This is a genomic window from Chryseobacterium sp. GTID13, from assembly GCF_056172655.1.
Genome location: NZ_JAOCMB010000005.1, coordinates 91,426 through 118,270, shown reverse-complemented (window position 1 = coordinate 118,270; position 26,845 = coordinate 91,426). Strand labels below are relative to the sequence as shown.

General features: G+C 37.2%; 17 protein-coding genes and 5 pseudogenes. 5 read left to right on the top strand and 17 right to left on the bottom strand.

Annotated features, from left to right (window positions below):
• Positions 1–125: 125 nt before the first annotated feature.
• From N4G44_RS06470 to N4G44_RS06440, 7 genes and pseudogenes are all read right to left on the bottom strand, one after another.
• Entirely contained in the window at positions 126–302 is a 177-nt protein-coding gene (locus N4G44_RS06470) for a bacteriocin-like protein (RefSeq protein WP_474925345.1), read from the bottom strand.
• Between the two features lie 331 nt (positions 303–633).
• Positions 634–2,201 (bottom strand): annotated as a pseudogene (gene rny / locus N4G44_RS06465) (ribonuclease Y).
• Positions 2,202–2,429: 228 nt separating this feature from the next.
• Positions 2,430–2,717, bottom strand: coding sequence for a cell division protein ZapA (locus N4G44_RS06460; protein ID WP_040996063.1), 288 nt, complete (start codon positions 2,715–2,717; stop codon positions 2,430–2,432).
• A complete protein-coding gene (locus N4G44_RS06455) occupies positions 2,717–3,019 on the bottom strand; it encodes a hypothetical protein (RefSeq protein WP_048503546.1) in 303 nt (100 codons plus the stop codon). Before N4G44_RS06455 ends, N4G44_RS06460 begins: the two co-directional genes overlap by 1 nt.
• A 143-nt stretch (positions 3,020–3,162) precedes the next feature.
• Entirely contained in the window at positions 3,163–3,945 is a 783-nt protein-coding gene (porT, locus tag N4G44_RS06450; protein ID WP_474925344.1) for a type IX secretion/gliding motility protein PorT/SprT, read from the bottom strand.
• Between the two features lie 3 nt (positions 3,946–3,948).
• Entirely contained in the window at positions 3,949–4,680 is a 732-nt protein-coding gene (gene ubiE / locus N4G44_RS06445) for a bifunctional demethylmenaquinone methyltransferase/2-methoxy-6-polyprenyl-1,4-benzoquinol methylase UbiE (RefSeq protein WP_040996056.1), read from the bottom strand.
• Between the two features lie 3 nt (positions 4,681–4,683).
• Positions 4,684–5,252, bottom strand: a pseudogene (locus tag N4G44_RS06440) (hypothetical protein).
• 101 nt (positions 5,253–5,353) lie between these two features.
• Between N4G44_RS06440 and N4G44_RS06435 the strand changes: the two are divergent.
• Complete coding sequence (locus N4G44_RS06435; protein ID WP_073064227.1) at positions 5,354–6,421, top strand: 3-oxoacyl-ACP synthase III family protein; 1,068 nt, start codon at positions 5,354–5,356, stop codon at positions 6,419–6,421.
• A 68-nt stretch (positions 6,422–6,489) separates the two neighbouring features.
• Entirely contained in the window at positions 6,490–7,695 is a 1,206-nt protein-coding gene (locus tag N4G44_RS06430) for a metallophosphoesterase (RefSeq protein WP_474925343.1), read from the top strand.
• A gap of 222 nt (positions 7,696–7,917) precedes the next feature.
• Here N4G44_RS06430 and N4G44_RS06425 read toward each other — a convergent pair whose 3' ends face one another.
• The 3 genes and pseudogenes from N4G44_RS06425 to N4G44_RS06415 all read right to left on the bottom strand — a co-directional run bounded on the left by N4G44_RS06425 (position 7,918) and on the right by N4G44_RS06415 (position 12,677).
• Positions 7,918–8,670: a polysaccharide deacetylase family protein gene (locus tag N4G44_RS06425; RefSeq protein WP_474925342.1), complete on the bottom strand. Its 753-nt coding sequence runs from the start codon at positions 8,668–8,670 to the stop codon at positions 7,918–7,920.
• A gap of 84 nt (positions 8,671–8,754) precedes the next feature.
• Positions 8,755–9,719, bottom strand: a pseudogene (locus N4G44_RS06420) (NAD-dependent epimerase/dehydratase family protein).
• 103 nt (positions 9,720–9,822) lie between these two features.
• A pseudogene (locus tag N4G44_RS06415) lies at positions 9,823–12,677 on the bottom strand (TonB-dependent receptor plug domain-containing protein).
• Between the two features lie 255 nt (positions 12,678–12,932).
• Between N4G44_RS06415 and ggt the strand changes: the two are divergent.
• The 3 genes and pseudogenes from ggt (at position 12,933) to N4G44_RS06400 (ending at position 16,685) form a co-directional block, all read left to right on the top strand.
• Positions 12,933–14,620, top strand: a pseudogene (gene ggt, locus N4G44_RS06410) (gamma-glutamyltransferase).
• Positions 14,621–14,895: 275 nt separating this feature from the next.
• On the top strand, positions 14,896–16,176 hold the full coding sequence (locus tag N4G44_RS06405) for a dicarboxylate/amino acid:cation symporter (protein ID WP_474925340.1): 1,281 nt from the start codon (positions 14,896–14,898) through the stop codon (positions 16,174–16,176).
• Positions 16,177–16,181: 5 nt separating this feature from the next.
• Positions 16,182–16,685 (top strand): hypothetical protein, encoded by a 504-nt coding sequence (locus N4G44_RS06400; protein ID WP_474925338.1) that lies wholly within the window; start codon positions 16,182–16,184, stop codon positions 16,683–16,685.
• Positions 16,686–16,700: 15 nt separating this feature from the next.
• Here the strand turns inward: N4G44_RS06400 and N4G44_RS06395 are convergent, their stop codons facing one another.
• From N4G44_RS06395 to gyrB, 7 genes are all read right to left on the bottom strand, one after another.
• The gene (locus N4G44_RS06395) at positions 16,701–17,384 is read right to left on the bottom strand and encodes a diacylglycerol/lipid kinase family protein (RefSeq protein ID WP_474925337.1); all 684 of its coding nucleotides are present in this window, start codon (positions 17,382–17,384) and stop codon (positions 16,701–16,703) included.
• A gap of 209 nt (positions 17,385–17,593) precedes the next feature.
• On the bottom strand, positions 17,594–18,415 hold the full coding sequence (locus N4G44_RS06390; RefSeq protein WP_474925335.1) for an RsiV family protein: 822 nt from the start codon (positions 18,413–18,415) through the stop codon (positions 17,594–17,596).
• 77 nt (positions 18,416–18,492) lie between these two features.
• Entirely contained in the window at positions 18,493–20,430 is a 1,938-nt protein-coding gene (locus N4G44_RS06385; RefSeq protein ID WP_474925333.1) for a transglutaminase-like domain-containing protein, read from the bottom strand.
• 2 nt (positions 20,431–20,432) lie between these two features.
• Positions 20,433–20,894, bottom strand: a complete 462-nt coding sequence (locus N4G44_RS06380; RefSeq protein ID WP_474925330.1) for a DUF3858 domain-containing protein — start codon at positions 20,892–20,894, stop codon at positions 20,433–20,435.
• Positions 20,888–22,324, bottom strand: coding sequence for a DUF3857 domain-containing protein (locus tag N4G44_RS06375; protein WP_474925329.1), 1,437 nt, complete (start codon positions 22,322–22,324; stop codon positions 20,888–20,890). Before N4G44_RS06375 ends, N4G44_RS06380 begins: the two co-directional genes overlap by 7 nt.
• 38 nt (positions 22,325–22,362) lie before the next feature.
• Positions 22,363–24,300: a transglutaminase family protein gene (locus N4G44_RS06370; protein ID WP_474925327.1), complete on the bottom strand. Its 1,938-nt coding sequence runs from the start codon at positions 24,298–24,300 to the stop codon at positions 22,363–22,365.
• Between the two features lie 414 nt (positions 24,301–24,714).
• Positions 24,715–26,649 carry a DNA topoisomerase (ATP-hydrolyzing) subunit B gene (gene gyrB, locus N4G44_RS06365; protein ID WP_474925326.1) on the bottom strand — a complete coding sequence of 645 codons (1,935 nt, stop codon included), beginning with the start codon at positions 26,647–26,649 and terminating at the stop codon, positions 24,715–24,717.
• Between the last annotated feature and the right edge of the window lie 196 nt (positions 26,650–26,845).

Here is a 26,845-nt window from a genome sequence, read left to right as displayed (position 1 = left end):
AAATATTATATTCGATATACATATGAAAATAAATAATAAGTGTCTCATGTACTCTGCATTAGTTATTATAAAAATAGAAAAAAAGAGATACTTTGATATCTCTTTAAGCATTCATTTCAAATTAATTACATACACGCGTTATGACTCTCTACTAATACACCATCTTGGTAAGTGTACCAAAACCCACATTCCAATCCGTATTGTGCGCAAACATCGCCTGCTCCCGGTTGACAGAAGTCTGCTCTTCTACCTCCTTGGACTTTTTTCAAATTCTCTCTTGAAAGTTTTTTAAGATTTTTCATAATAATTTTTTTAACTGTTTTGTGCCTTATTGACATTCAAATATATCAAGCACAATTGAAATAAATTCACCATTTTTATGTAAGTTTTATGTAGATATCAGCAGATAAATAAATATAGTTGTACATAAAATAATAAAAATAAGTTGATAAAAACCACTTAAGGAAAAATACAGGAAAGCATGGCTAGAATATTACATATGACAGCCTCAATACCAAAGAAGAGAAAAAGGAGAAATCAGACATCCAAAGTCTTAAGATAGACTATTCCAGTTATATAAAAAAACCTTTCAATTTCTTGAAAGGTTTTTTATTAAATATCTTGATCGTGTTATTATCTTGCAATATTCACGGCTCTTGTTTCTCTGATTACCGTTACTTTTACCTGTCCCGGATAGGTCAGCTCATTCTGAATTTTTTCAGAAATATCATAAGACAGCTGGTTGGCTACTTCATCATTTACTTTTCCGCTTTCTACCATCACTCTCAGCTCTCTACCGGCCTGGATCGCATATGCGCTTGATACTCCGTCGAAGCTTAATGCTGCCGATTCAAGGTCTTTCAATCTTTGGATGTATGATTCAAGCACCTGCCTTCTTGCTCCCGGTCTTGCTCCAGAGATCGCATCGGCTACCTGGATGATCGGTGACAATAATGACTTCATTTCAATTTCGTCGTGGTGAGCTCCGATGGCATTAACCACTTCTGCATTTTCACCATATTTTTCAGCCCACTGCATTCCTAATAAGGCGTGAGGAAGTTCTGATTCCTGCTCAGGAACTTTACCGATATCGTGTAAAAGACCTGCTCTTTTAGCCAGTTTTACGTTAAGTCCTAATTCTGCAGCCATTGTCGCGGCAATATTCGCAACTTCTCTTGAGTGCTGTAAAAGGTTCTGTCCGTAAGAAGAACGGTATTTCATTCTACCTACGATTTTGATCAATTCAGGGTGTAATCCGTGGATTCCAAGATCAATGATGGTTCTTTTTCCTACCTCAATGATTTCTTCTTCGATCTGCTTTCTTGTTTTTTCTACTACTTCTTCAATTCTTGCCGGGTGGATTCTTCCGTCCGTTACCAATCTGTGAAGGGATAATCTTGCAATTTCTCTTCTCACCGGATCAAAGCATGAAAGAAGGATTGCTTCAGGGGTATCATCAACAATGATTTCCACTCCGGTTACCGCTTCTAAAGCACGGATGTTTCTACCTTCTCTACCGATGATTCTTCCTTTTACCTCATCAGATTCAATATTGAAAACAGATACTGAATTTTCGATGGCCTGCTCGGTTCCGATTCTCTGGATGGTCTGGATAACGATTTTTCTTGCTTCGTTTTTAGCATTAAGCTGCGCTTCTTCCATAATGCCCTGAACGTGTGCCTGAGCTCTTGTTTTCGCTTCCGCTTTCATGGTTTCTACCAATTCTGCTTTCGCTTCTTCTGCTGTGTAGTTAGCAATTTTCTCCAGGATCTCTACTTTTTTGGCAGTAGCTACGTCCAGTTCCTGTTGTTTTCTTTCTAAGATTTCGTTTTTCTTAGCGTAATCTGCAATCTGCTTGTCAAGGTCTTTTTCAAGTTTTCCGGTCTTGCTAAGCTCGTCATTCAGCTTGTGTTCCTTGTCTTTGATCCTTTTTTCGATCTCCTGCATTTTCTTTTCACGGGACTGGATATCCGCGTCGTGCTGGGATTTCAGTTCCAAAAATTTTTCTTTGGCCTGCAGATTTTTTCTTTCTTTATGGATTCAGCTTGAACATTTGCTTTTTCTATAAGGTTTTCGGCATTTTTCTTTGCATCATCTACAATAAATTTTGCTTTGGTATTGAGTGAGCTCTTAGAGAAAAGAATCCCTATTACCGCTCCTACAACTAAGCAAATAACGCCGACTATAATGGCTGTTGTCATAATATATATTGAGTTTTAATTGTCTTACACTTATCTAAATAAAAAAACCTACAACAATTCAGGGATTGAGAGTAAACTCCTAATCAACACGATTTGAACTGAGTTCCACTGTCTGTAATCCGGGAGACCCGGCACGCCATTCAGCGGACATTCGTTCGGTAATTGTTTAGCGTTGAGTTTACCTTAAATGTGTTAGAATTATTGTAGGCAGTCAGTTGGGAAAAAAATCTATTTCCCAGTTTCATTCAACAACTGATTAATTTTCACTAATCTTTCGTTGGTAGAATTTATATTTTTTTCGTAGTTAAGAGAAACTACTTCAGCATTGGTTCCCAGTTTCAGGGCACACATCGCCAAAGCATCCTGTTTGTCTCTTACATCGAAGTTCTGTTCAAAATCTTTAATCATATTTTCAATCTGCTTTCCTACCTTACGCAGAGTCTCCTCCTCTGCGGCCGGTACGTTCAGCGGATATACCCTTCCTGCAATGTTGATGGTTATTCTTCTTACATCCATTATAATCCACTGTTTTGAAGCTGTGCAATACAGAAATCAATTTCTTTTACCAATCTGTTGATATGGTTTTTCATTAATCTGTTGTGTTCAGGATTCCCTGATATTGCTGAATAAAGTTTTATATTTTTTTGTTCTTCTGCTAATACCTGATTTCTTCTTCTTTCCTCATCATATTTCTTCTTCAGATCTTCATGCTCAACGGTTAATTCAGATAATGTCTCAGTAAGATTTTTATAGTTCTTTTGTAAAAGCAAAATCTTTTTCTCTAATTCTGAAAAATTATTTTCTAAATCTTGAAGCATTTCAGGTTTTCTATATTCTAACTAATAGCAAAAGTAAAAAAATAATAACAGTAACAAAAATAAAAGTCCCTATATTTTGACCGGGTACGAAAAAAGGAGGTGCATAAGCCCCTCCTTCTGTTTTTTTTGATGTATTAATTCGCTTATTCGAATTTAAGAACAAACATCACCGCTCTTGTCTGAAAGGTAGACATCGCTGCTGCCCAGTACGGAGGTGTGGTTGCATTATCCGCTACCTTCTCATTGTTCATGAAGAACGTTCCTCTGATAGCCGGAGTAAGTTTAAATTTATTGAAATAAAACTGGATTCCCATTTCAGCAGACCAGGCAAAGTTATGCGTGGTAGATCTGAAAACCTGCTGCATGTTGTCATCTTCAGAATCTGAATTGGACTGAAGGTTAACTACATAGTTCACCCCAGCTGCGATGTATGGCCTGGAATTGTACCATCTGTTACCATGAAGCTCAAGAAGCACCGGCACATCTACCAATGTGGACTTGATATCTCTTGTTTTATCTTTATCAGTTAAAGGAATTGGAGTAAAAGGAGGATTCGTCAATGTTCCGGCAGCGTACTGGTCATTGGACTGGGTATTAAAGATCAACTGTCTTTGAGCAAATTGCAAGCCTGGTTCCAATCTTAAATCCAGATAGTCGTTCAGTCTCCATTTGGCGATCAAACCGGCTCCGAAACTGTAGCTTTCTTTGGATTTAACAAGATTCTGATTGCCTTCTGAACCGTATCTCGGATGAAGGACGATACGGTAGTCCAGCCTGTTGCCGTTCAAATAAAAACCCCAACTGAATTTCTGCTCGTCAAAGTCTTCCAACTTATCCATTCTGTTTCGGGTTCTGAATTGTGCATCTGCAAAAACTGCAATATTGACTGAGGCTAAAACCAGTGCTCTTAATAGAAATTTATTCATAGGTTACTTTGTTGCTTTATAAATTGTGGCTATACCTAAACTTAGTTTTTTATATTCTACGTTCTTAAATCCTGTATCTAAAAGAATTTGCTTCATCTTCTCCCCGAAAGGAAAAGCATTTACAGAATCCGGAAGGTATGTATATGCCCTATTATCTTTGGAAACCAGTCTGCCTATAGCAGGTAATATGTTTTTGAAGTAAAACATATAGAATGGACCTAAGAACCCCTCAACCTTTGAAAACTCCAGTATATAAACACTCTTGTTATCTTTAACTACTCTTCTTAATTCTGCCAAACCTTTGGTAAGGTTTTCAAAATTCCTTACTCCAAATGCAACGGAAACCGCATCGAATCTATTGTCCTCGAAAGGTAAATTTTCTGCATCCCCTTTTTGCATGGAAATTTTGCCGTCTAATTTAAGTTTTTTTATTTTAATAACGCCAACATTCAGCATTTGTTGTGATAAATCTAAACCAATTACTTTTGCACCGGTTCCTTTTTCTATCGTGATTGCCAAATCTCCCGTTCCTGTAGCCACATCCAGTACTTCCTGCGGGTTGTCTTTTTTCATCATTTTCACCAATGTATTTCTCCATAAAACATCAATTTTCATAGATAAAACATGATTCAGAAGGTCATACTTCGGTGCAATATTGTCGAACATATCCTCTACCTGGCTTTTCTTGGTAGCCTCAGAATTGTAGGGAGTAACTTTGGTAATATCTTTTGTCAAAACTTAAAACTTGTAATATTCTTTGTAATAATTTAGGAAATCCTGCTTTCTGAAGATCTTTGATCTCGATTCCACTTTCTGGATGTTTTTGATCACTTTATCGTAATCTTCATCTACGTTATAATAAAAATCTTCGGTGTAAAGCTTATTGAAATGCCTTGCCCCTCCGAGATATTCTTTTCCGTCTATCGTGACCTTGTCAAGGGCCAAAAGTAGTGAATCTTTTTTAAGATTGTACCCATAATACTGATCATTAATATAATAATCCTGATGAGCAATATTAATCAGCCCACGAATTTTATTCACTTCAAAAGCAGAATCATAGAGCATTTTCTTATTCTGATCAAAAACCTTGATCGAATTTTTTCCCTTATTTAGGTCTATATGTACATACTGTCCCGCAGAGATAATTCCTTCGGAACCGTTATTAATCTTAAAATAATAGGTATTGGAAGTAGGGTTGTCTACGACAAAATAATTTTTCTTGGCTAAAAAAAGAAGTAGATCCCAAAGGCGAGGATAAACACCACAGCTGCAATAAGTAAGCCTTTTAAGGATGAGTTGTTTTTCATACGATTGTAAAGTACAATTTTTGCAAATTTAATAATATTTTTAATTCTCCGTTATTAATATTAATTATTAACTTTGCATCTTTAAAAAATCATATAAACGAATGCCGAATACGATCATTATTGGTTCCGGGTCCTATATTCCTAACAGAGTTATTGGTAGAGATTATTTCATGGATTCTGAGTTCTACACTGAAGATGGAGTAAAGATTGAGAAACCTGCTGAAGAAACTATCGCGAAGTTTGTAGAAATCACAGAAATAGAAAACAGAAGATTTATTGAAGACGATCTTTCCAACTCGAAGATTGGCTTTGAAGCTGCAAAAGCAGCCCTTGAAGATGCCCAAGTAGATGGAGAAGAACTGGATTATATTATTTATGCCAGCAACTTCGGTGAAGTTACCCAAAACGGATATGCCGATTTCATGCCTACCATGGCAGCAAGAGTAAAAAACAAACTAGGCATTAAAAACAGAAAGTGCGTTACCTACGATATGCTTTTCGGATGCCCGGGATGGGTGGAGGCAATGATTCTGGCCGATAATTTAATCAAAGCTAAAGTTGCAAAAACCATACTCGTTATCGGAGGAGAAACCCTGAGCCGCGTTACAGACCCGCATGACAGAAACAGAATGATCTTTGCAGACGGCGCAGGCGCTGTAGTGGTAAAAGCTACGGATGATGAAAATGTAGGAATTATTGCCCACAATACTATCTGTGATAACGGCCCGGAATTAAATTACCTGGCTAACGGCCCTTCCATCAACAAAGATGCAGACCAGACGCGTTTATTTGTCAGAATGCAGGGTAGAAAAATTTATGAATACGCTCTGAAAAATGTCCCTGTAGCCATCAAAGAAACCATTGATGAGGCCGGACTTTCCCTTGAAGATATCGACAAGATCCTGATTCACCAGGCCAATGCAAAAATGGATTATGCCATGATCGAAAGACTTCACAAGCTTTATGATGTGAAAGAATACGACCATGCCATCTCCCCTATGACCATTCAGGACTTTGGAAATACCTCTGTAGCAACCATTCCTACCATGTATGATTTAATAATTAAAGGAAAAATGGAGGGTCAAACGTTTAAAGATAAAGGTAACATTGTGATGACTTCGGTAGGTGCCGGAATGAACATCAATGCTATCGTGTACAGATTTCCTTAAACATATTTAATTAATAAAAAAATATAAAGCACAGGGAAACTATTCTTTGTGCTTTTTTAAATTTGATCATGCAAAGAAATTTTTTAATCATTGCCGCCGTCTTCCTGTTCCTTGAGGTCTATATCTATCAGGCTATAAGAACATTAACTGATAATTTCTGGATAAGACTCGGATACTGGGTGGTCTCTTTGACCGTCTATGGGATTTTTGCCTATGAAGTTACCCAATTCCAGAAATCAGACAGAAGTACGATCAGATTCCAGATCATGATTTCATTATTCCTGATCTTTGTCCTGCCTAAAATTTTTGTAGTCCTGTTTTTGCTGATTGATGACATCTTCAGAACCGGCGGATACCTGATAGGATTAACCCGGCCTACTGAAAACTTCTTCCCTGAAAGAAGAAAGTTCCTGAGCCTGGTAGGTTTAGGTCTTGGTGGTGTTCTTTCCGCACTTTTCATTGATGGAATCACATTCGGGAAGTACAGGCATACGGTAAGAAAAATAAAGATCAAAATCCCAGGCCTTTCAAAAAGCTTCGAGGGCTATAAAGTAATCCAGATTTCTGATGTGCACAGCGGAAGTTTTTCCGATCCATCTAAGCTGGAACATGCTATTAACCTGATTAATGATCAGAATCCGGATCTTGTCCTTTTCACTGGGGATATGGTGAATAATGTTTCGGATGAATTCAAGCCTTTTATCCCTTTATTTTCAAAAATCAAAGCCAAAGACGGCAAGTTTGCAGTGCTCGGAAACCATGATTATGGAGATTACGTTACATGGACCTCTGCTGATGCTAAAAAGAAAAATCTGGACACACTTATCGAATACGAAAGACAGGCCGGTTTTGACATGCTGAGAAACGAAAACAGAGTGATCGACAGAAACGGAGAAAAGCTTTACATCCTTGGCGTTGAAAACTGGGGACTGAAGCCTTTCCCTCAGTTTGGTAAAATTGATGACGCCTTAAAAGGAGTACCGGAATCCGCACCGAAAATCCTGATGAGCCATGACCCTACCCATTTTGATTATGTAGTCAAAAAACACCCGGGAAACATCTATTTAACTCTTTCAGGACACACCCATGGTATGCAGTTCGGCTTAGATCTGAAAAACATCAAATGGTCTCCGGTACAGTACCGTTACCCAAAATGGGCCGATCTGTATGAAAGTGAAGGGAAAATGCTGTATGTTAACAGAGGGTTTGGAGTTCTGGGCTACCCGGGAAGAGTTGGAGTATTGCCGGAAATTACCTTGTTTGAGCTAAGTTAGTTTCGAGGTGCGAGTTACGGGGTGAGAGAGTCTGAGAGCTTTAGAGTAAATGAGTCTGGAAGAAGGCTGCCAGTTACCGGTTGCTAGTTTATAGCTAGAATCTTGGCTCTTGGTTTTTAGTTCTTGATTCTCACCAATCAAAAGACCAAAGGTTTTAACCTTCGGCACAATCCCTAATCCCTAATCCCTAATCCCTAATCCCTACAACCTGCTACCTACCATCTAAAAAATATAATCCTTCATACGCGAAGTAGCCATATCATTCTCATCGATCCAGGCAAGGAGTGCCTCCAGCTTGTCCTCCATTTTTTTACCCGAAAACAGGCTTCTGTAAAACGGAATGTCAAATCTATACTTTTTAAAGTCGGTGAACTGCCAGGAATTAAGATAGATCAGTACAAAATCATCCTTTTTAAGGGTTTCAAAAACCATATTCTGGTAATACTTCATGGGCAGGATCTGAAATACAAAATCATTATATGGCAGCTGGCTGTATGGTGAGATACTTTCAGGCACAATACTCAGCCCGTCCTCTTCAATGATCTCTGTATCTCTTTTTAGCCTTTTGAACGGGAAAAGAATATCTGCATTATCGATATTGGAAACATAATTGAACTCCAAAGATTTCAGATTTTCCTGAGGCAGTTTAAAATCTTTTTGCCTGATTCCCCGGATCTGTTTTTCCAAAAGATCCTGGATATTTTTTTTGACATTTTCAATTTCCTGCAGATTGGAGTTCTTATTATAAAAAGCAATTTCATGCCCTTTGGATGAAATTGCTTTTATCAAATTCTGCAGTTTTTCTGCGATGGAAATCTCCACAAAAAAACTGGCTTTAATATCATGAATATCTAAAATCCGCAGAATAGCTTTTGTATTGTCTTCTGCAATTTTCAGTCTTTCCACATCCGAAATTTCCGAACTGTTTTTTGCCTCAGCCTCAATATTTAAGATGTTAAAAGTCAATAAAATCATTTAAATTAAATTTTAGATAATATTTATAATTAATTAAAAATCAGATGTTAAATAAAAATTTATTTAAACATTAACTTTAAGTAATTAATTTTTGTTTAATTTCACTCTGAGATTCTTAATCATGTCTTTCGTCATTTCAGAAATTCCGAAATCATAAGTAAGTCCCCAGTCTTTTTTCGCAACAGAATCGTCAATCGAAGCCGGCCATGAATCTGCAATTGCCTGTCTGAAATCCGGTTGATAATCGATCGAAAAATCCGGTATTTCTTTCTTGATTTCTTCTGCCAGTTCTTTAGGGGTAAATGACATTCCACCCAAATTATAAGAAGAACGAACGGTAAGACTTTCTTTCGGAGCTTCCATTAATTTCAAGGTGGCATTAATAGCATCATCCATATACAGCATCGGCATTCCGGTATCTTCAGAAATAAAGCTTGTATATTTCCCCTCCTCTATTGCTTCATAAAAAATCTCTACAGCATAATCGGTAGTACCGCCTCCTGCAGGAGTTTTCCATGAGATAAGCCCAGGATATCTGATGCTTCTTACATCTACTCCGTATTTATCAAAATAATATTCGCACCATTTTTCTCCAGCCATTTTAGAAATTCCATATACAGTAGTCGGATTCAAAACAACATCCTGCCCTACATTCTGTTTTGGAATTCCTTTACCGAATACAGCAATTGAACTTGGCCAGAAGATCTTTTTAAGAAGTCCTTCTTTTGCCATTTCACAAAAATGAAGGAGAGGTTCCAGATTCAGTTTCCAGGCGAAAATTGGCTGCTTTTCTGAAGTTCCAGACAAAGAGAAGCCAGGTGATACACCGTAGTGATCTCATAATCCTTGATTACCTGTCTTACCAGCTGCGTATTGGTAACGTCCATTCTTTCGTAATGTCCTGCAGCAGTAATTCCTTTTTGCCATCTGTCCAGTCCTGATGCTACTACGTTATCAGCTCCGTGGATTTCAACAAGTCTGTTTGTCAGTTCGGTGCCGATCTGTCCCAAAGCACCTGTAATGAGTATTCTTTCCGTATAGGATTCCATTTTACATATTTTTAGAATTGTACAAAAGTAAAAAAATCATACCATCCAAAATAAAAAAGGTATGCAAAAACATACCTTTTTCATTATCCCTGAAAAGAAGCCTTTAAAAGCTCAGGTTGACCCTGGCAAAAAGGAATCTTCCATTCATTCCGAACTGGGATGTATTTCTTGAATACACAAACTGATTCTGGTTGGTAAGATCTACAGGAGCAGCGTTAGCAACATACACCAGGTTGCCGGAACTGTCCAAAGCTGGTGTTTTCACAACATTGGGTCCGTAATTTTTATCCGGATAAACATCAAATAAGTTGTTGGCTCCGATAGTCAGCCTGAACTGGTTACTGAATTTATAGCCTACAGAGAGATCGGTAATCACTTTGCCACCCCAAACAGGATGTTCTGTGGCAACAGCCTGCCCGTTGATAATCTCACCGCTTATAATACCATCTCCGTTAGCATCCATCACATTCGGGTCGGTAACTTTTCCGAAATACACGTTTCTGAGAAGCACATTGAATCTGCTGATCTCAAAAGAATTATTAAGAGAGGCCTTAAATCTCGGAACTGCTTCCTGTAGATAGATCCTGCTGGATTCCGAGTAATACCGGTTGATCTGCCCGGCATTAATCAAAGCATCCGAACCATGAATCTCTCCTATCCTGTTGGTTTTGGACACAGTTACTGCCAAGTCAGAGTTCAATGAAAACTTTTCGGAAAATCTCCCTCTGTGGGAAATCACCCCTTCCAGCCCTTTAGTCTGAGTATCAATAGCATTGGCGAAAAATGTTGCCGCATTGGCATTAGCCTGATCAAAAAGAACCTGTAGATTTTTCTGCGGACTTCCATCAGGAAAAGTTCCGGATGGCCTTGAAAACTGATCGGTAAGAACCACCCTGTTCTTAATTTTAATATAATACCCGTCAACCGTAAAGGTAAGGTTGGCTTGTGGAATTTTAGCAGTAAACCCAGCGGAATAACTTGTTGATTCTTCCTGTTTTAACTGCGGGATACCTAAAAGTTTGGCTGCATCAGAATCATTTGAAAATGTACCCACCTCAAATGCTGTACCTCCTACAAACTGGGTTGCAGTAGCATTGAAATAAATCTGCTGCAAAGAAGGCGCTCTGAAACCTGTAGAATGAGCCGCTCTTAAATTAATCTGATCGGTCAGTTTATATCTTGTTGCAACTTTATAATTGAAGGTAGATCCAAAATCTGAATAGTTTTCATAGCGTAAAGCCGCACTCAAAAGCCACTTATCCGTAACATCCAGTTCGGTATCCACATAAGCCGCTACAGACTGCCTGCCTTTATTTAAAGCATTTTCAGGTCTGAAACCTGGAAATACCTGCGATCCACCCGGTCTGGTAGCTCCAAAGAAGTCGGTTGGTTTTAAAGAAGCATCAGTTGTTGGTGTCTGAATTCTTCCGTTGATATCATAAAGTGCCCAGGATGACTTTTCTCCGTTTTTTATCTTATATCGCTCAAACCTTGCTTCACCTCCGAAAGCGATGTTAAAGCCCTTCAGCCAGTCAACTTTTGTATCAAAATCTGCATTGATGGTATTCTGCATAAAGCTTAATCCCCCTGCATCAAATTCCGTTTTGCTGGGATAAGGCATGGATGCATTGGCAGTGTTTTTAATGGTATAATCAAAAGTATTCTGACCAAAAGTATTACTGATGTCATAATTGATATTCCCCAATTTTCCTTTAAATCCACCCGCAAAAGAAAGGTCAATCACATCAGAGGCTATTTCAGGCAAGAAGCCATTTGGATACAATGAAGTGGATGTCCTATTCTGGTTCGGTCTTCTGAAAAAGCCAGCCGCATTACCATCTCTGTAAGAAATTCCCCAAAGGCATATCCCTTTACTGATGAAGAAAGATCAAATTCTGAATTCATAAAAAACTGGCCGGATGTCAGTTTCGACTGCCCTACCCGCATATTAAAATCATCCCTTGTTAATTTCCTGTAAGCCAGTTCATTTTCAGTGACGTTAACTTTCAACAGGTTCTGCAATTGAGCAATTGTGTTAGCAGACTGAATATCAGCTTGCTGCTGCGCTGTAAAATAGCCAACTTGCGGAGCAAACTGATGGATATAATTTATAATCTGCTGCGTATTTGGAGTATTATTAATGTTACCAAAAAGCGAAGAAATATTCACTCCGTTTTCCAGCGCTCTCTGTTCAATGGCATTATAGGCATTAAAAATATCTCCTGTCGCAGCCATAGCTCTTCTGGTATCGTCCCGGCTTAATAAACTTGCCGTGAAATTGATAAATCCGCCTGCCCCGAATTTAGTTCCATAATTAAGATCTACCTGGTATTTTCCGCCATCCCAGCCTCCATGATGATCATTGGATCCTTTTGAATTAAAAGCTCCCGCCGTAACAGCAGCTGTAAAAGCATTGGTATTTTTCTTCATAATGACGTTGATAACCCCTGCAATGGCATCAGAGCCATATTGTGCAGAAGCTCCGTCTCTCAATACCTCCAGTCTCTCAATGGCAAATGCAGGGATCGCATTGAGGTCGGTCCCTACCGATCCTCTTCCCGGCGAGCCATTGATGTTGACCAAAGAAGAGGTATGCCTTCTTTTTCCATTAAGAAGAACCAATACCTGGTCAGGTCCGAGTCCTCTTAACTGGGCAGGATCTACATGGTCCGTCCCATCGGCTACAGTTGTTGAGTTAGAAGTAAAAGAAGGTGCCGCATAATTCAAAATCTGATTGAGATCCATCTGCGGACTTAAAACCGATTGAGATCCAATATTAATAACATCTACAGGAACAGGAGTATCGGTAGCTACCCGGGCCTTATTTCTTGAGCCGATGGAGATCTTTACTTCATCTACCTGATTAGTCTTTATGGAATCGTTGGTTTGGGCACTGGCATTTGCTGAAATAAAAAACAATACTCCAAGCAAAGCAATTTTCTGGTAATTTTTTCTCATATGGTTCGTTTTATCAAAAATAGCAATTAAATCAGTAAAAAACTACATTTAATTCAATAAAACAATTCATTTAATGAAAATAAACAAAACAATATTAATAAATAAAATAAATTAATCAATATGATTTATTTTTTACATGCAAATAAATAATTTAACGGATAATTTATTTTCCGGTGATTTTTACAGCTATAAACTCCTGTTAAACACATATAGTTTCTTCAAAAATTCTCTACTTTTGTTTAAAACAAAAATCTTATGAAGAAGTTTTTTATTGCAGCAGTACTGTTGGCAAGTAATGTATACTGGGCCCAGTTTACTGATTTCAACATCATAAAAGAGGTGAAAGTAAAGAATAAAGGTGTAGTAGTCTCTGCCCACCCTCTTGCAAGCCAGGCGGGAGCAAATATTATGAAGATGGGAGGAAATGCTTACGATGCTATTGTAGCAACACAATATGCCCTTGCTGTGGTATACCCTCAGGCCGGGAATATCGGTGGTGGTGGCTTTCTGGTAGGTGTAAAAAACAATGGTGAGAAATTCACACTGGATTACAGAGAAACCGCTCCCAGGAGAGCTTCCAGAGATATGTATGTTGACAAAACCGGAAAAGCCAATACAGACCTGTCCCAAAACGGAAGACTCGCCGTAGGAATCCCAGGAAGTATAGCAGGATTCTTTTCGACTTTAAAATATTGCAAACTCCCGATGGACAAAATCATTCAGCCGGCCATTGATCTGGCGGAAAAAGGATTTGCTATTACAGAAATGGAGGCCAATATGCTGAATACCCACAAAGAAAACTTCTTAAAACACAATAAATCTTCTATCGCTTTTGTAAAAGATACTCCCTGGAAAGCCGGTGATCTTTTGGTCCAGAAAGAGCTGGCCGCCACGCTGAGATTAATACAGAAGCTTGGAGCAAAAGGATTTTATGAAGGTAAAACAGCTGAATTAATGGTATCCGAAATGAAAAAAGGCGACGGGATCATTACTTTGGAAGACCTTAAAAATTATAAAACAGCAGAAAGGAAACCTTTGGAATTCGATTATAAAGGAAACCGTGTAGTCACCATGCCTCTTCCTTCCAGCGGCGGTGTATTGCTGGCCCAGATGCTGACGATGGCCGGATACGAAAACCTTGAAAAATATCAGCAGAATTCAACAGAGGCCGTACAGATCATGACGGAAGCTGAAAGGAGAGCGTATGCAGACAGAGCAGAATACATGGGCGACCCTGATTTCATTGAAGATAAAACCGCTTATCTGACTTCGGATGCTTATTTAAAAAACAGATGGAAAAGCTTCAGCTTCAGTAAAGCTACACCAAGCTCAGAAGTGGGAAAAATCATCGAACAGCCAAAAGAATCGACACAGACCACCCATATTTCCGTTATTGACAAAGACGGAAATGCCGCTTCTGTAACGACTACCCTTAACGGATACTATGGAAGTAAAGTTGTTGTTTCAGGGGCAGGATTCTTTTAAACAATGAAATGGATGACTTCTCTATCAAACCCGGTGTCCCGAATATGTTTGGAGCCGTAGGCGGAGAGGCCAATTCCATACAGCCTAATAAAAGGATGCTTTCTTCAATGACTCCTACTATCCTGCTGAAAAACGGAAAGCCTTACATGGTAGTGGGAACACCGGGAGGAACTACCATTCCTACTTCAGTTTACCAGTCTATTGTGAATGTGGTGGATTTTAAACTGAATGCCAATATTTCAGTGAATGCCCCAAAGTTTCATCATCAGTGGCTGCCTGAGAAAATTACGGTAGAAAACAATTTCCCCGAAAGCACGATTGAAGCCCTTAAAAGCAAAAATTATGTGATCGAAAAAATAAAATACATCGGAAAAACCGAACTGATCCTGATGGATGACAATGGAAACATCCATGCTGTGGCAGATGGCCGCGGGGATGATTCGGTTGCCGTGCAATAATCGACTATAGTTTTATAACATATGCTTCGGCTCCGCTCAGCATGACATCTCTGATAAATATAAGTGTAGAGACCGTAAACTGTCATGCTGAGCGGAGCCGAAGCTATTTCTTTAAAAACGAGCAATTCAGTCAAAAACGTTTTTATAAACTTTCAGAATCTTCTATTTTTTGATTTCTCCTTCTCTTTTCAAGGCCTCCGGATTATTTTAACTGACATTTGTCATGTTTAAGATAAAAATTCTTAATTTTCCGCATCCAAAATAAAAAGAATCTCTTGAAAGCGAAACAAATTCATCAACAACTTTATTTTCAGGTTATTATTGCCATAGCAGCAGGTATACTTCTAGGTAGGTTTTATCCTGAACTGGGCGAAAAAATGAAACCATTGGGCGACGGGTTCATCAAGCTGGTGAAAATGATTATAGCCCCGGTGATTTTCATTACTTTAACGCTTGGAATCGCGCATATGACTGACCTTAAAAAAGTCGGACGTATTGCCGTAAAAGCCATGATCTATTTCTTTACATTTTCAACCTTAGCCCTGATCATCGGGCTTATTGTCGGAAATCTTTTGCAGCCGGGACATGGTCTCAACGTTGATCCCGCTACCCTGTCAGGAGATGTTTCACAGTATCAGCAGAAAGCCCATGATACCACACTGACCGGCTTTATTATGAATATCATTCCTGAAACCCTTTTCAGTCCGCTGGTTGGCGAAAACATACTTCAGGTATTACTTGTAGCCATTTTAATGGGTGTTGCACTGGTTTTAACCAAAGAAAAAAGCCAGAAAGTAACCGATTTTTTACAGGATCTGTCAACCCCGATATTCAAAATTGTCCACTTACTGATGAAACTTGCCCCGATCGGAGCTTTTGGTGCCATGGCATTCACCATTGGGAAATATGGCCTTCATTCAGTACTGAATCTTATATATCTAGTGGGAACATTTTATATTACTTCTATTCTTTTTGTAGTATTGGTTTTGGGTGCCGTAGCCTGGTATAATGGATTCAATATTTTTAAGCTGATGTTTTACCTGAAAGAAGAACTGCTGTTGGTTTTAGGAACAAGCTCTTCCGAATCGGCACTTCCGGGAATTATGGAAAAGCTGGAAAAAGCAGGCTGCTCAAGAGCTATTGTGGGCCTCGTGGTTCCAACAGGATATTCTTTTAACCTGGATGGAACCAATATTTATATGACACTGGCCTCTCTTTTTATAGCACAGGCCCTGAACATTCATCTTCCGTTGGAAAAACAATTAATGCTGCTGTTGGTGGCTATGCTTAGTTCAAAGGGTGCTGCGGGAGTTACGGGAGCAGGGTTCGTTACTCTGGCGGCAACTTTGGCTGTAGTTCCGGAAATTCCCATTGCAGGAATGACTTTGATCCTGGGAATTGATAAATTCATGAGTGAATGCAGAGCACTGACAAACGTTATTGGAAATTCTGTAGCAACAGTAGTGGTTGCCAACTGGGAAAAACAGCTGGATAAGACCCAGCTTCAATACTGTCTGGATCACCCGACTGAAATAGAGAAAAAACTGGAAATCTGATTTTAATGAAAATAATATGTGTAATTAAACTCTTATTTGTTTTAGCTATTTTAATTCCAATATTTGGAACGTCTCAGATCAATGACAATAATATACGATTAAAAGCTCTACGAAAAGCTCTGATTGGCAAAGAATTGACTTTTGGAAAATGGAATGAGAAAGGTGGAACAGAAACTCATTTAACATATCTAGGCACTGTAAAGACAAACCGTGGGAAAATATATAAAATCCTGAATTCAACCTGGATATGGGGATTATCCAGCAGAGCAACAAATCGGATTTTGATTTTTAATGAAAGAAATCAATACTTAGGAAACTATTATGTGTCTCTGGACACAGATTTACCGACTGAATTAAAAAATAGAATTTTAATTTTCCAAAATACAGATTTAAACTGTGACAAAAAGATAATATCAAAAGTCAGTTTTAAAAACGGTTTACCCAGGCAATTTTTCAGAGAATGTAAAAATGGTTATGGTGATATTTACGGATTCGACGGGACTAACTAATTAAAAATACAATACTTATATTAAAATATTTAAACTTGACGGCTGTACTTTTACATGAACCGGTGATTTTATTTTATTAAACTCACCATCAAGATGCCAGTTTTTAGTATTTACCTTAAATGAAATTTCGGAAACGGGAAGATAAGTCACGTACTCATCATCCTTCAGCCTTTTAGTAAACATCCTGAAAGCGAAAAGCGCTGAATAGGTCAACGGGAATTTTTTCACCAGCACCATATCGACCAAACCGTCACTTTTACTGGCATTCGGGGCAATGTAAGCATTATTCCCAAACTGGCGAGTATTGGCTATATTAAGCATCAGATACCGGCCATTGTACTGCTGGTAGGCTTCATCAAAGAATTTCACCTTGATAGGTTTGTAATTGAAGAATGTTTTCAGAGATACTTTAATGTAATTTTTGAATCCGCGGGTGGTTTTTTCGAATTCCTTAACAACTTTTCCGTCAAATCCTGTTCCTGAAACGTTGATAGATAATCTGCCGTTAACGGTAAAAGTATCAATCTTTCTGGAAGCTTTCGCTTTAATCTTGTTTAAAAGCTCATCCAGATTTTTGCTGAATTTGGTTTCATTTGAAAAGCCATTTCCGGATCCGGCAGGAAAGATGGCCAGAATTTTATCTGTATTGATGAGATTTCTTGCTACAGTAGAGATGGTTCCATCTCCTCCGATGGCCACAAAGATATCAACATTGTCAAAATTTCCCCTGATAAAATCATCTGTCGCCGGAATCGATTCGGAGATATAATATAGAGGATTGCCAACCTTTTTTTGAGCTCGTCAAGAAACGGCTGATAATTTTTTTGGCCGAAAAGGGATTAATGATAAAAGCTGTTCTTTCCATTACCGCAAAAATAAAAAATGCTTCCACATCCGGAAGCATTAATTTACTTTATTTTCATTCTTTCTTTAAATTCTGTATTAAGAGTTCCCTTCAATTCTTCCCATGATACTGGAATTACAATATCTCCGGCAGCAAAAGCTGTAATTTCATACGGACTGTAGTGGAAATAGAGGTTTTTCTGATCAAAATAGAAATTATCTGTAGCAGGAATCACTTCTACCAGCAGCATATCTGAATTTTTTACGTCACCTCCGTTGTCACTTGTCCCACTGTGAATTTTATTGATGTTTTTCATCAAAATACTTTCAAGCTTAGCTTTAGGCATTGAAGTAATATCTTTAAGCTCTAATTTTTTGTTGTTTTTAAGATCGAAAACTCTTTCTGAAAATCCATAATTATCGTGAGCACCTCCTTCATAAGAGCTCCAAAGGTAGCTGATGTGTAAATAATCATTTTCATTGGAAACCAGATTCATATGGGAATTGGTGTACCAGTCCTGCGCGTAAGAATCTGAAATCCAGTCTTTGCTGTCGTCTTTTACAGATTTGAAATATTTATTTTTATCACTTTCCAGATAGGACTGAAGTCCTTTTTTAGAAAAATCTTTAATGCCTTTATTTTGAAAATAAATACTGTCCAACAGCTTTTTGTCTTTCAAAGATGGAAAAACGAGCAGTTTGGAGGTAAAGCTTACCGTAAGTGAATCTGCAATCTTGGATGAATCACTTACTTTTACAGAGTCTACCGTAAATTTTTCCGGCTGGGAAGTTTCTGTTTTATCGGCTACGGCTGTATTTTCTGTTTTTTTACAGGCTGAAAAAGCAAGAAGTGAAGAAACAGCCAGAACGGCGATGGTATTTTTCATAATTATTTTTTCTATCCTAATGCAAAAACCATTCAAAAATGAATGGTTTTGCAAAATTATTCTGAAAGAATGGTTTTTTATGATTTTTTGACCAGGCTTATCACCTGGTTTTCGCTTTTTGAAGCGGTCCCCCAGATCTGCTTGAATGCAGGATAATATTCTTTAGGATAATCCGGGCTGGCAATTTTTGTGGTGGAAATTATTTCAAGTTTGTTGCCTTTCTGCTCGGCTATATAGCTGTATTCAATTTCTTTATCTTCTGTAACGATCTTTTTACTTTTAGGCATTGCTTCTATAACATAGCCTTCCGGTATTTCAAGAGTTACTTTTTTCACTTTAGTAAATGAAGAAATAAAGTCGATCGAATATTTTCTTTCTTCAGCCTGATCAAATTCATTGGAATTTTTACTTAAAAACAGCATTGGATTGATGATCATTTTCTTCCCTACTTTATCGATAAGGTTGTCTGAAGAGAATTTCATAGTGCTTTCAAAATCTCCGTTATCCAGTATTTTCGATTCAATTCCTGTAAAATCTATTGAAAAGTTTTCTTTGTACTGCTTCTTGTATTTTTCGGCATTCTCATCGTAGCTTTCTTTAACAAACATGGCATATGAACCGGTATCTTTATCGGAATAGGTTCCTGAAATACTGCCATCCTCATTAATCTTCGCTTCTGTAGTGAGATAATTGTAGCTGGTGGTTGTATTTCCCATCTCCATCAGGGAAGCCTTTTCTTTAGCTATTAAAACACCATACTGGTTCCAGTCTCTTGGCGGAAGGTTATTCATAGATGCCTGTTTTGAAGTGGCATCATACATCATGAAGCCATCTTTCATCTTTACAACTGCAATCACAAAATTCATCCCGATTATACTGGGAGAAACCAGGTTAATCAAACCGTTGTCTACGGTGGAAATAACAAGTGGATCAGCTTTCAATCCGGCTTCTCTAAGCATCATGACAAGAAAAAGATTAATTTCCGCTGCATTTCCTGTTTTGGTTTCTAAAAGTTTTTTTATTCCGTCTTCTGTATAAATCCCGCGGTCTTTGTTCCAGGTAAATGTATTTTTCACATAATTAAAAATAGCATCGGCTTTTTCAGCATCGGAATTTAAGCCTGAAATAACAGAGGTTACCTTTTCTTTAGCGAGTTTAGTTTTTTTCAGTTCTTCTCCAAAATCTTCATCCTTATACAGCTTATCTTTGATTTCTTCCCAGGAAGAGGAGTACATTTTCAATTGTCCAAAATTAGTGGAATGAAGCTCGGCACTTATTTTCGTACGGTAATTCCTGTCATTTTTAACAAATTTCTCAGTTTTGAATCCTTTCAGGTTTTCATATCCGAATCTATAGGTTTTAAACGGCATTCCATACATCGTTTTTTCTTCTACTACTCTGTATTTTGGAGTCAGGGAACCTGTATAATTCACATTATAGGATATATGCGAAGGACTGTCCAGAATATATTCCGTGTAAAGAGAAGGCGCATCCGATTCTATCAGAATTTGCGGAACCGAGTATAGAAACGGAGATAAAACTTCGTATTGATATTCTATTACAGAGCCGTTTTTCACATTAGGGAAAGCAAATTTAGTTATGGTTGTATACTTACTTTCCTTACTTTTATATTTTGAGCTCTTATCTACTTTAGTAGGAACCGCAGTTCCATTTTCGAGATTATAAACGAAAGCTTTCACTTTGCTTAAAGTTTCTTCGTCATTGCTGGAATTTCTATATAACGGAATCTCGAGATTCAACCAGTCTTCCGCTTTATCTTTATTATAGATTTTTACTCTGTAAAAAACATTTTTTCTAAGAGTTCCTGTGGCAGGATCTACATTAAAGTGTACCGATTTGTATAAAATTTCTGCAGAGGCATTTTCGTCAAGCTCCGATTTTGTCTTGGACAGATCTGCATTGTCAAACTTCGGTGGATCCAGAAACTCGTGCTTCTGACCATTTACAGAAATTATAATCCCAAAACAGAAAGCGGTTAATAGTATTTTTTTCATGGTTAAATTTTAGTCAGTAATATTTTAGAATTATCCATATTCAGGGTTTTCTTCCTGAAGCTTACATAATCGTTGTATTTTTCTTTTGGAAATATCCCTTTGTTAATTTTGATAAACCTTGTCACTTTCAGTGATTCTCCGTTTTTCACAAGAGTTAGTTTATAAGTTCCGAATTCGGAATTAATGGTTACATTTTCCGGAACCTCATCTATTTTATAATTTTTAGGAATGGCATAATCAATTTCGTATTCATCCTGGAAAGACTGTCCAATTTCAAACGGAAGCTCTCTGTTCTCATCAGATTTATAGAAATTATTGCTAAAAATAGGTACAGCTCTGAAAAGTAAATTAGTGCCTGCGGTTTTTGAATAATTATTAGCTTTAAAATCCACATTGAACCTGATCACAGCATGGTCTTTATCATTCACAAGGTCTTTCATGTCAACCTTTTCAAAATTCAGCACATCAAAACTTTTTTCAAAGCATCAATTCTTTCTTTTGGTGATAAATAAGTATATATCAAATTGTTATCGTACTGACTTCCGGTATAGGCAAACTGAATTTCCCCATTGATGCTATTGTCTTCAGTAAGGTTAATTTTTAAAACCTGCTTTTCTCCATTCTGTTCAGCAGAATAAGATGGTGTATTGATCAGCTCTATCCCTTTTTTGGTAACAGCAAGAACATTTCTGTCTGTAGTGTTATAACTTAAGTGATTATAAGCGATCTGCTGTGAAGTATTTTCGAGCCAGATATTTCCTTTCTCTGTAGGCACCATAAGAATGGCATGGTTTCCACCCATAGATGGAAAATCGGGATCAAAAGAAATATCAGACGAACCGGAATTGATCACACAATAGTTGGAAGGAATACCGGCTTCGTTCAATAAAGTTTTCATGTAATTGGTAAGCCCTTTACAGTCGCCATATCCTTTTTTCTGAACTTCATCAGGAAGCATAGGAAGCCATCCTCCAATACCCAGCCCGACAAATATATATCTGGTTTTCGACTGCATATATTGGTAAAGTTTTTTCACTTTTTCTTCTGTTGAGCCTTCCAATTTCAGAGCAGCCACCTCCGCTTTAATGGCCGGAGTAGATGCAGAAACAGGCTCTACAAGGTTGGCATAATACCAGGTTCCAAAATCGGTCCAGTTATTCAACCCTCCCTGCTTTCCTTCCAGATTGAATTTCGTCAGGGCAAAACTTACTTTAGGCAATATTTTTTCAGGCTGAGGGAGCATGAGTACATCATCCATAGCCGGAACATTTTTATAAGAATAAGTTTTCTCGTTACCATTATCAGCTACAGTAACTGCAGTATAATTGTATTTTGAAGGATAACTTTTGGTCTTAAGGTCAATCCCGGATTTATTGATTATTTTAAACTGAGCTTCTTCCAAAGATGTATTGGGCGAAGAAAACGGTACAAAATCAGGAATGAAAATGGTATTTTCATCAGTGATCTGGTACGAAAAATCAATAGTATAAGGATAATAGGCAGAGGTATAAGGTAAAGCTAAAACCCTGTTATCCGAATAAAACACTCCTTGGGTATTGTTGGCAAAGTCCCCGAAATCAGATTTTGAAAAACTTTTTACTTTCTTCCCGGATTCATCATAAACCGTCACCTTAACTTCAGAGATATTATCTCCTTTTTGATAAGGAATATAGATCAGGGCTTTGGAGTCTCCATCTTTATTTAAGACAGTAGTTACTTTATTATGCTGATACCTGATTTCGTCAATTTTGTTAATCTGAACGGTTGTAAAATCTTTTCTGATTACAACATTGGCATTTTTCTTTAAGTTTTCAGGGATAGCAGAAACCGGATAGGTTTGTGCGAAATATAGTGAGGCTGTAGATAAAGCTCCTAAAAATAATATTTTTATCATTGCGGATGTATTGTAAGATATTGATTATCGATTAATTATTATTTTTTCTCTAAGGTAATGACCTGGTTTTCAGAATCGGATATTACTTTCCATATCTGTTTAAAGAAAGGATAATATTCTTTAGGATAATTCTGACTTGCAATATTCACTTTTGATGTAACTATTAATTTATTACCTGAAGTTTCAACTTTATATTCATAAGATATTTCTTTATCATCAGTCGAAATTTTCTTTTCTTTTGGAAGACTGGAAACTTTATAATTTTGTGGTATTTCCAATTCAATTTTCTTTTCTTTTTCAAAGGCAGAGATAAAATCGATCTGATATTTCCTTTCATCAATCTGGTCGAAGGATTCATTTTTCTTGTTCAGAAATAAAACAGGATTAATAATCACTTTGTTTCCTACAATATCCATTAAACTATTTCCTGAAAACTGCATACGTGATTCAAAATCACCATTCTCAAGGAGTTTAGACTCCACTTCTTTGATATCCGCATTGTATCCGGTTGTAAAAGACTGATTATATTTATCCTTATTAATATCAAATTCATCATAAGACTCTATAGCATACATTCCGTTATCCTTCTGTACAAAAGTTCCTTTCACAAGAGAGTTTTCTACATCCAGAATTGCTTTAATCGCCAATTCTTTCTTGCTAATATCAGTATTGGAGTAGGAGAAGCTTGTTCCCTTATCTTTTTCTATCAGTATTCCGAAATCATTCCAGTCCCTTTGCGGAAGAATATTTGCTTTTGAGCTAAATGATGTTGCATCATAAAAATAGACCTGACCATCAATTTTTACCGATACCAGCACAGTATTCAAATTTCCAAGACTGGGAGATACGATATTTAATATTCCATTATCTACTGTAGAGATCAGCAAAGGATTAGCTTCTATTCCTACGCTTCTTAAAAGCTTGATCAGGAAAAGATTAATTTCTGCACTGTTTCCTGATTTTGTTTTCAGAAGCTGTCTGAGGCTTTGTGAAGTCAAAATAGCATCTTTTCTATTCCACTTATAATTTTCTTTTACAAAACTGAAAATTTTATTTGCCTTTTCTACAGAGTTATTACTGCCTCTTATCTTATCTGGGAGCATATCGCCTATATCACCTTTTAAGAAACCACCGAAATCGTCATTATTGTCAAGCCGTAATGCTACTTCATTCCAATCTTTCACCTCTGAATAAATGAAATAATTCCCTTTATATTTCTTTAGCTGCGGTCTTATTTTCCCCCGATACCGGTCCGTGTCTTTTACAAATTTTTCTTTCTGAAGCGACTTCATATTTTCGTAACCGAAACGGAATATATTGTACAATGCACCTAAACGGTCCTCTGTGCTGGAAACAGTGTATTTTGGGGTAATGATATTTCCGGTGTTGTTAAAATGATAAACAATACGATCATCCGGATATTCCAAGTTATATTCCTGATAAACCACAGGTATGTCATACTCAAGAAAATAGGTAAGATTTACAGCATTATTTGTTACCACTTTATAGCTGTATTCAATGATAGATCCATCCAAAACATTGGGTACAGCCAGTTTATATATCTTCAAGCCTTTTGTAAAGTTTTCTTTAAGCTGCTCTTTTTTATCAATTGAAATTTTCTCTACCTTGTTATTTGTAAGATTGTAGATTTTTACATCATATTTATCCAGCCTGTCTTCAAAAAACAGAGGAATTTCTATATTCAGCCATTGCTCTGCATTCTTTTTATCATATATCTTGATTTTGGAATAATATTCCTTTTCTATAGTATTATCAGATAGAAAACTATATCTTACAGAATTATAAAGTATTTCCGCCGGTGCATTTTTCTCTATTTGTGAGTTAGCTTTTCTTAGATCGTCTTCATTAAAGACCGGCCTGGCAAGAAACTTATGTTGTCCAGAAAATAAATTAAAGGCAAAAAAGCATATTGTGATAAGACTTTTATAATGAGCCGCCATAGTATTTTTTATCATTTGTTGTTATAATTGGAATAAATTTTTGAATATTCAGATTAGTATATAAAATTTCCTCTGGTTGAAAATCTTTTATTAGCTTTATAGTATACTTCAATAAAAGTTTGAATCAAGAATAAATACTATAATCTTTGTGCAGGAAATAAAAATGCTGGTTACAGCTCTTATAAAAATTTTCATCATGGTTATTAAAATTGAGCAAAAATAATAAAATCTTAATAAATGTTAATTTTTTATTTCAATATAAATTAAAAAACACGATAAAAAACTAAAAATCAATAATTTAAATTTACAACCTTAACATTTTAAATCTCCAAACAAGGATATCAGAGTTTAAAATAATTATTCATCTTTAATATCAGGACAAAAAAAGACCCCATTTCCGGGGTCTTTTTACTTTATTTTTAAGATCAATTATGCATCAATATTAGCATATTTTGCATTTTTCTCGATAAATTCTCTTCTTGGTGGTACTTCATCACCCATCAGCATTGAGAAAATACTGTCGGCTTCCACTGCATTATCGATGGTTACCTGTTTTAGAATTCTATGTTCAGGGTTAAGGGTAGTTTCCCAAAGCTGTTCAGGATTCATTTCCCCAAGACCTTTATAACGCTGTACTTCTACTCCTTTTCCGTCCGGAGACATTTCCAGAGTAAACTCTTCACGCTCTTTTTCGTTGTAGGCATACACCTTTTTGTTTCCTTTCTTTAATAAATATAAAGGTGGCTGAGCAATATAAATATATCCGTTCTCAATAAGTTCCTTCATAAATCTGAAGAAGAACGTAAGAATCAGAGTAGAAATGTGAGACCCGTCGATATCGGCATCGGTCATGATAACTATTTTATGATATCTTAACTTAGCCATATTCAAGGCTTTACTGTCTTCTTCTGTTCCTACAGAAACTCCAAGAGCGGTATAGATATTTTTGATCTCCTCATTATCATATACTTTGTGAAGCATTGATTTTTCAACGTTCAAAATTTTACCTCTTAAAGGTAAAATAGCCTGAAAATGCCTGTCTCTACCTTGTTTGGCAGTTCCACCTGCGGAATCTCCCTCTACCAGGAACAGTTCAGACTCTTCCGGATCTTTGGATGAACAGTCGGATAATTTTCCGGGAAGTCCGGAACCACCCATCGGCGATTTTCTCTGAACCATTTCACGGGCTTTCTTCGCTGCCTGTCTTGCTTTTGCTGCCAGAACCACTTTCTGAACGATAATTTTCGCTTCATTAGGGTTTTCCTCCAGGAAATTGGTAAGCATTTCCCCTACAATTTTATCTACAGCACCGGAAACTTCAGAGTTCCCCAGTTTTGTTTTGGTCTGCCCTTCAAACTGAGGTTCCATTACTTTTACAGAAATTACAGCAGTAAGTCCTTCACGGAAATCGTCACCGGTAATTTCTACTTTTTCTTTCTGTGGAATTCCCAGATCATCGGCATATTTCTTCAGCGTTCTTGTTAAAGCACGTCTGAAACCGGCAAGGTGGGTTCCCCCTTCATGGGTATTGATGTTATTAACATACGAGTGAAGGTTTTCGCTGAATGATGTATTATAGCGCATTGCCACTTCTACAGGAATTTCATCTCTTTCCCCTTCCATGAAGATTACGTTTTCCATAATAGATTCACGGTTTCCGTCAATATGGGCAACGAACTCTTTTAATCCTCCTTCTGAATAGAAAACTTCTGTTTTGAAAGACCCGTCCTCCAACTTTTCTCTTTCATCGGTAAGGGTAATGGTAATTCCCCTGTTAAGGTAAGAAAGCTCTCTTAAACGGCTTGCTAAAGTATCATAGTTGTAAACCAGTTCTGTAAAGATAGTATCATCCGGCTGGAAGAACTGTTTGGTTCCTCTTTTGTCACTGTGACCGATTTCTTCAACTCCGGTTTGGGCTTTTCCTCTTGAATATATTTGCTGATACACATTTCCGTCTCTGTAAACAGTAGTGATCATTTCATTGGAAAGTGCGTTCACACACGAAACCCCAACTCCGTGAAGACCTCCGGAAACTTTGTAAGAATCTTTATCAAATTTACCTCCTGCCCCGATTTTTGTCATTACAACCTCAAGGGCGGATTTTTGCTCTTTTTCGTGGAAGTCGACCGGAATACCTCTACCGTTATCACTAACCTCGATTCCGTTTCCTTCTTTAATGCTGACGAAGATGGTGTCGCAGTATCCTGCCAACGCTTCATCAATAGAGTTATCTACTACTTCATAAACCAAATGATGGAGACCTCTTACTCCTACATCACCAATGTACATTGAAGGACGCATACGTACGTGCTCCATTCCTTCCAATGCCTGAATACTACTAGCTGTATATTGTTTCTGACTCATATAAATTATTAAAATCCTGCCAAATGCAAAGACCCACAAATATCGTGATTTTTTTCGACTTATGAAAGTTAAAATATGTCAAAAAAGAGTGGAGTTTTTATGAAAACCCAGGACGTGATTTTGCTTAAAAAAGTTTAAAGTTATTATCTATTTCCCAAATATCAACTGTATTAAATCATATCCTGCATACCTAATT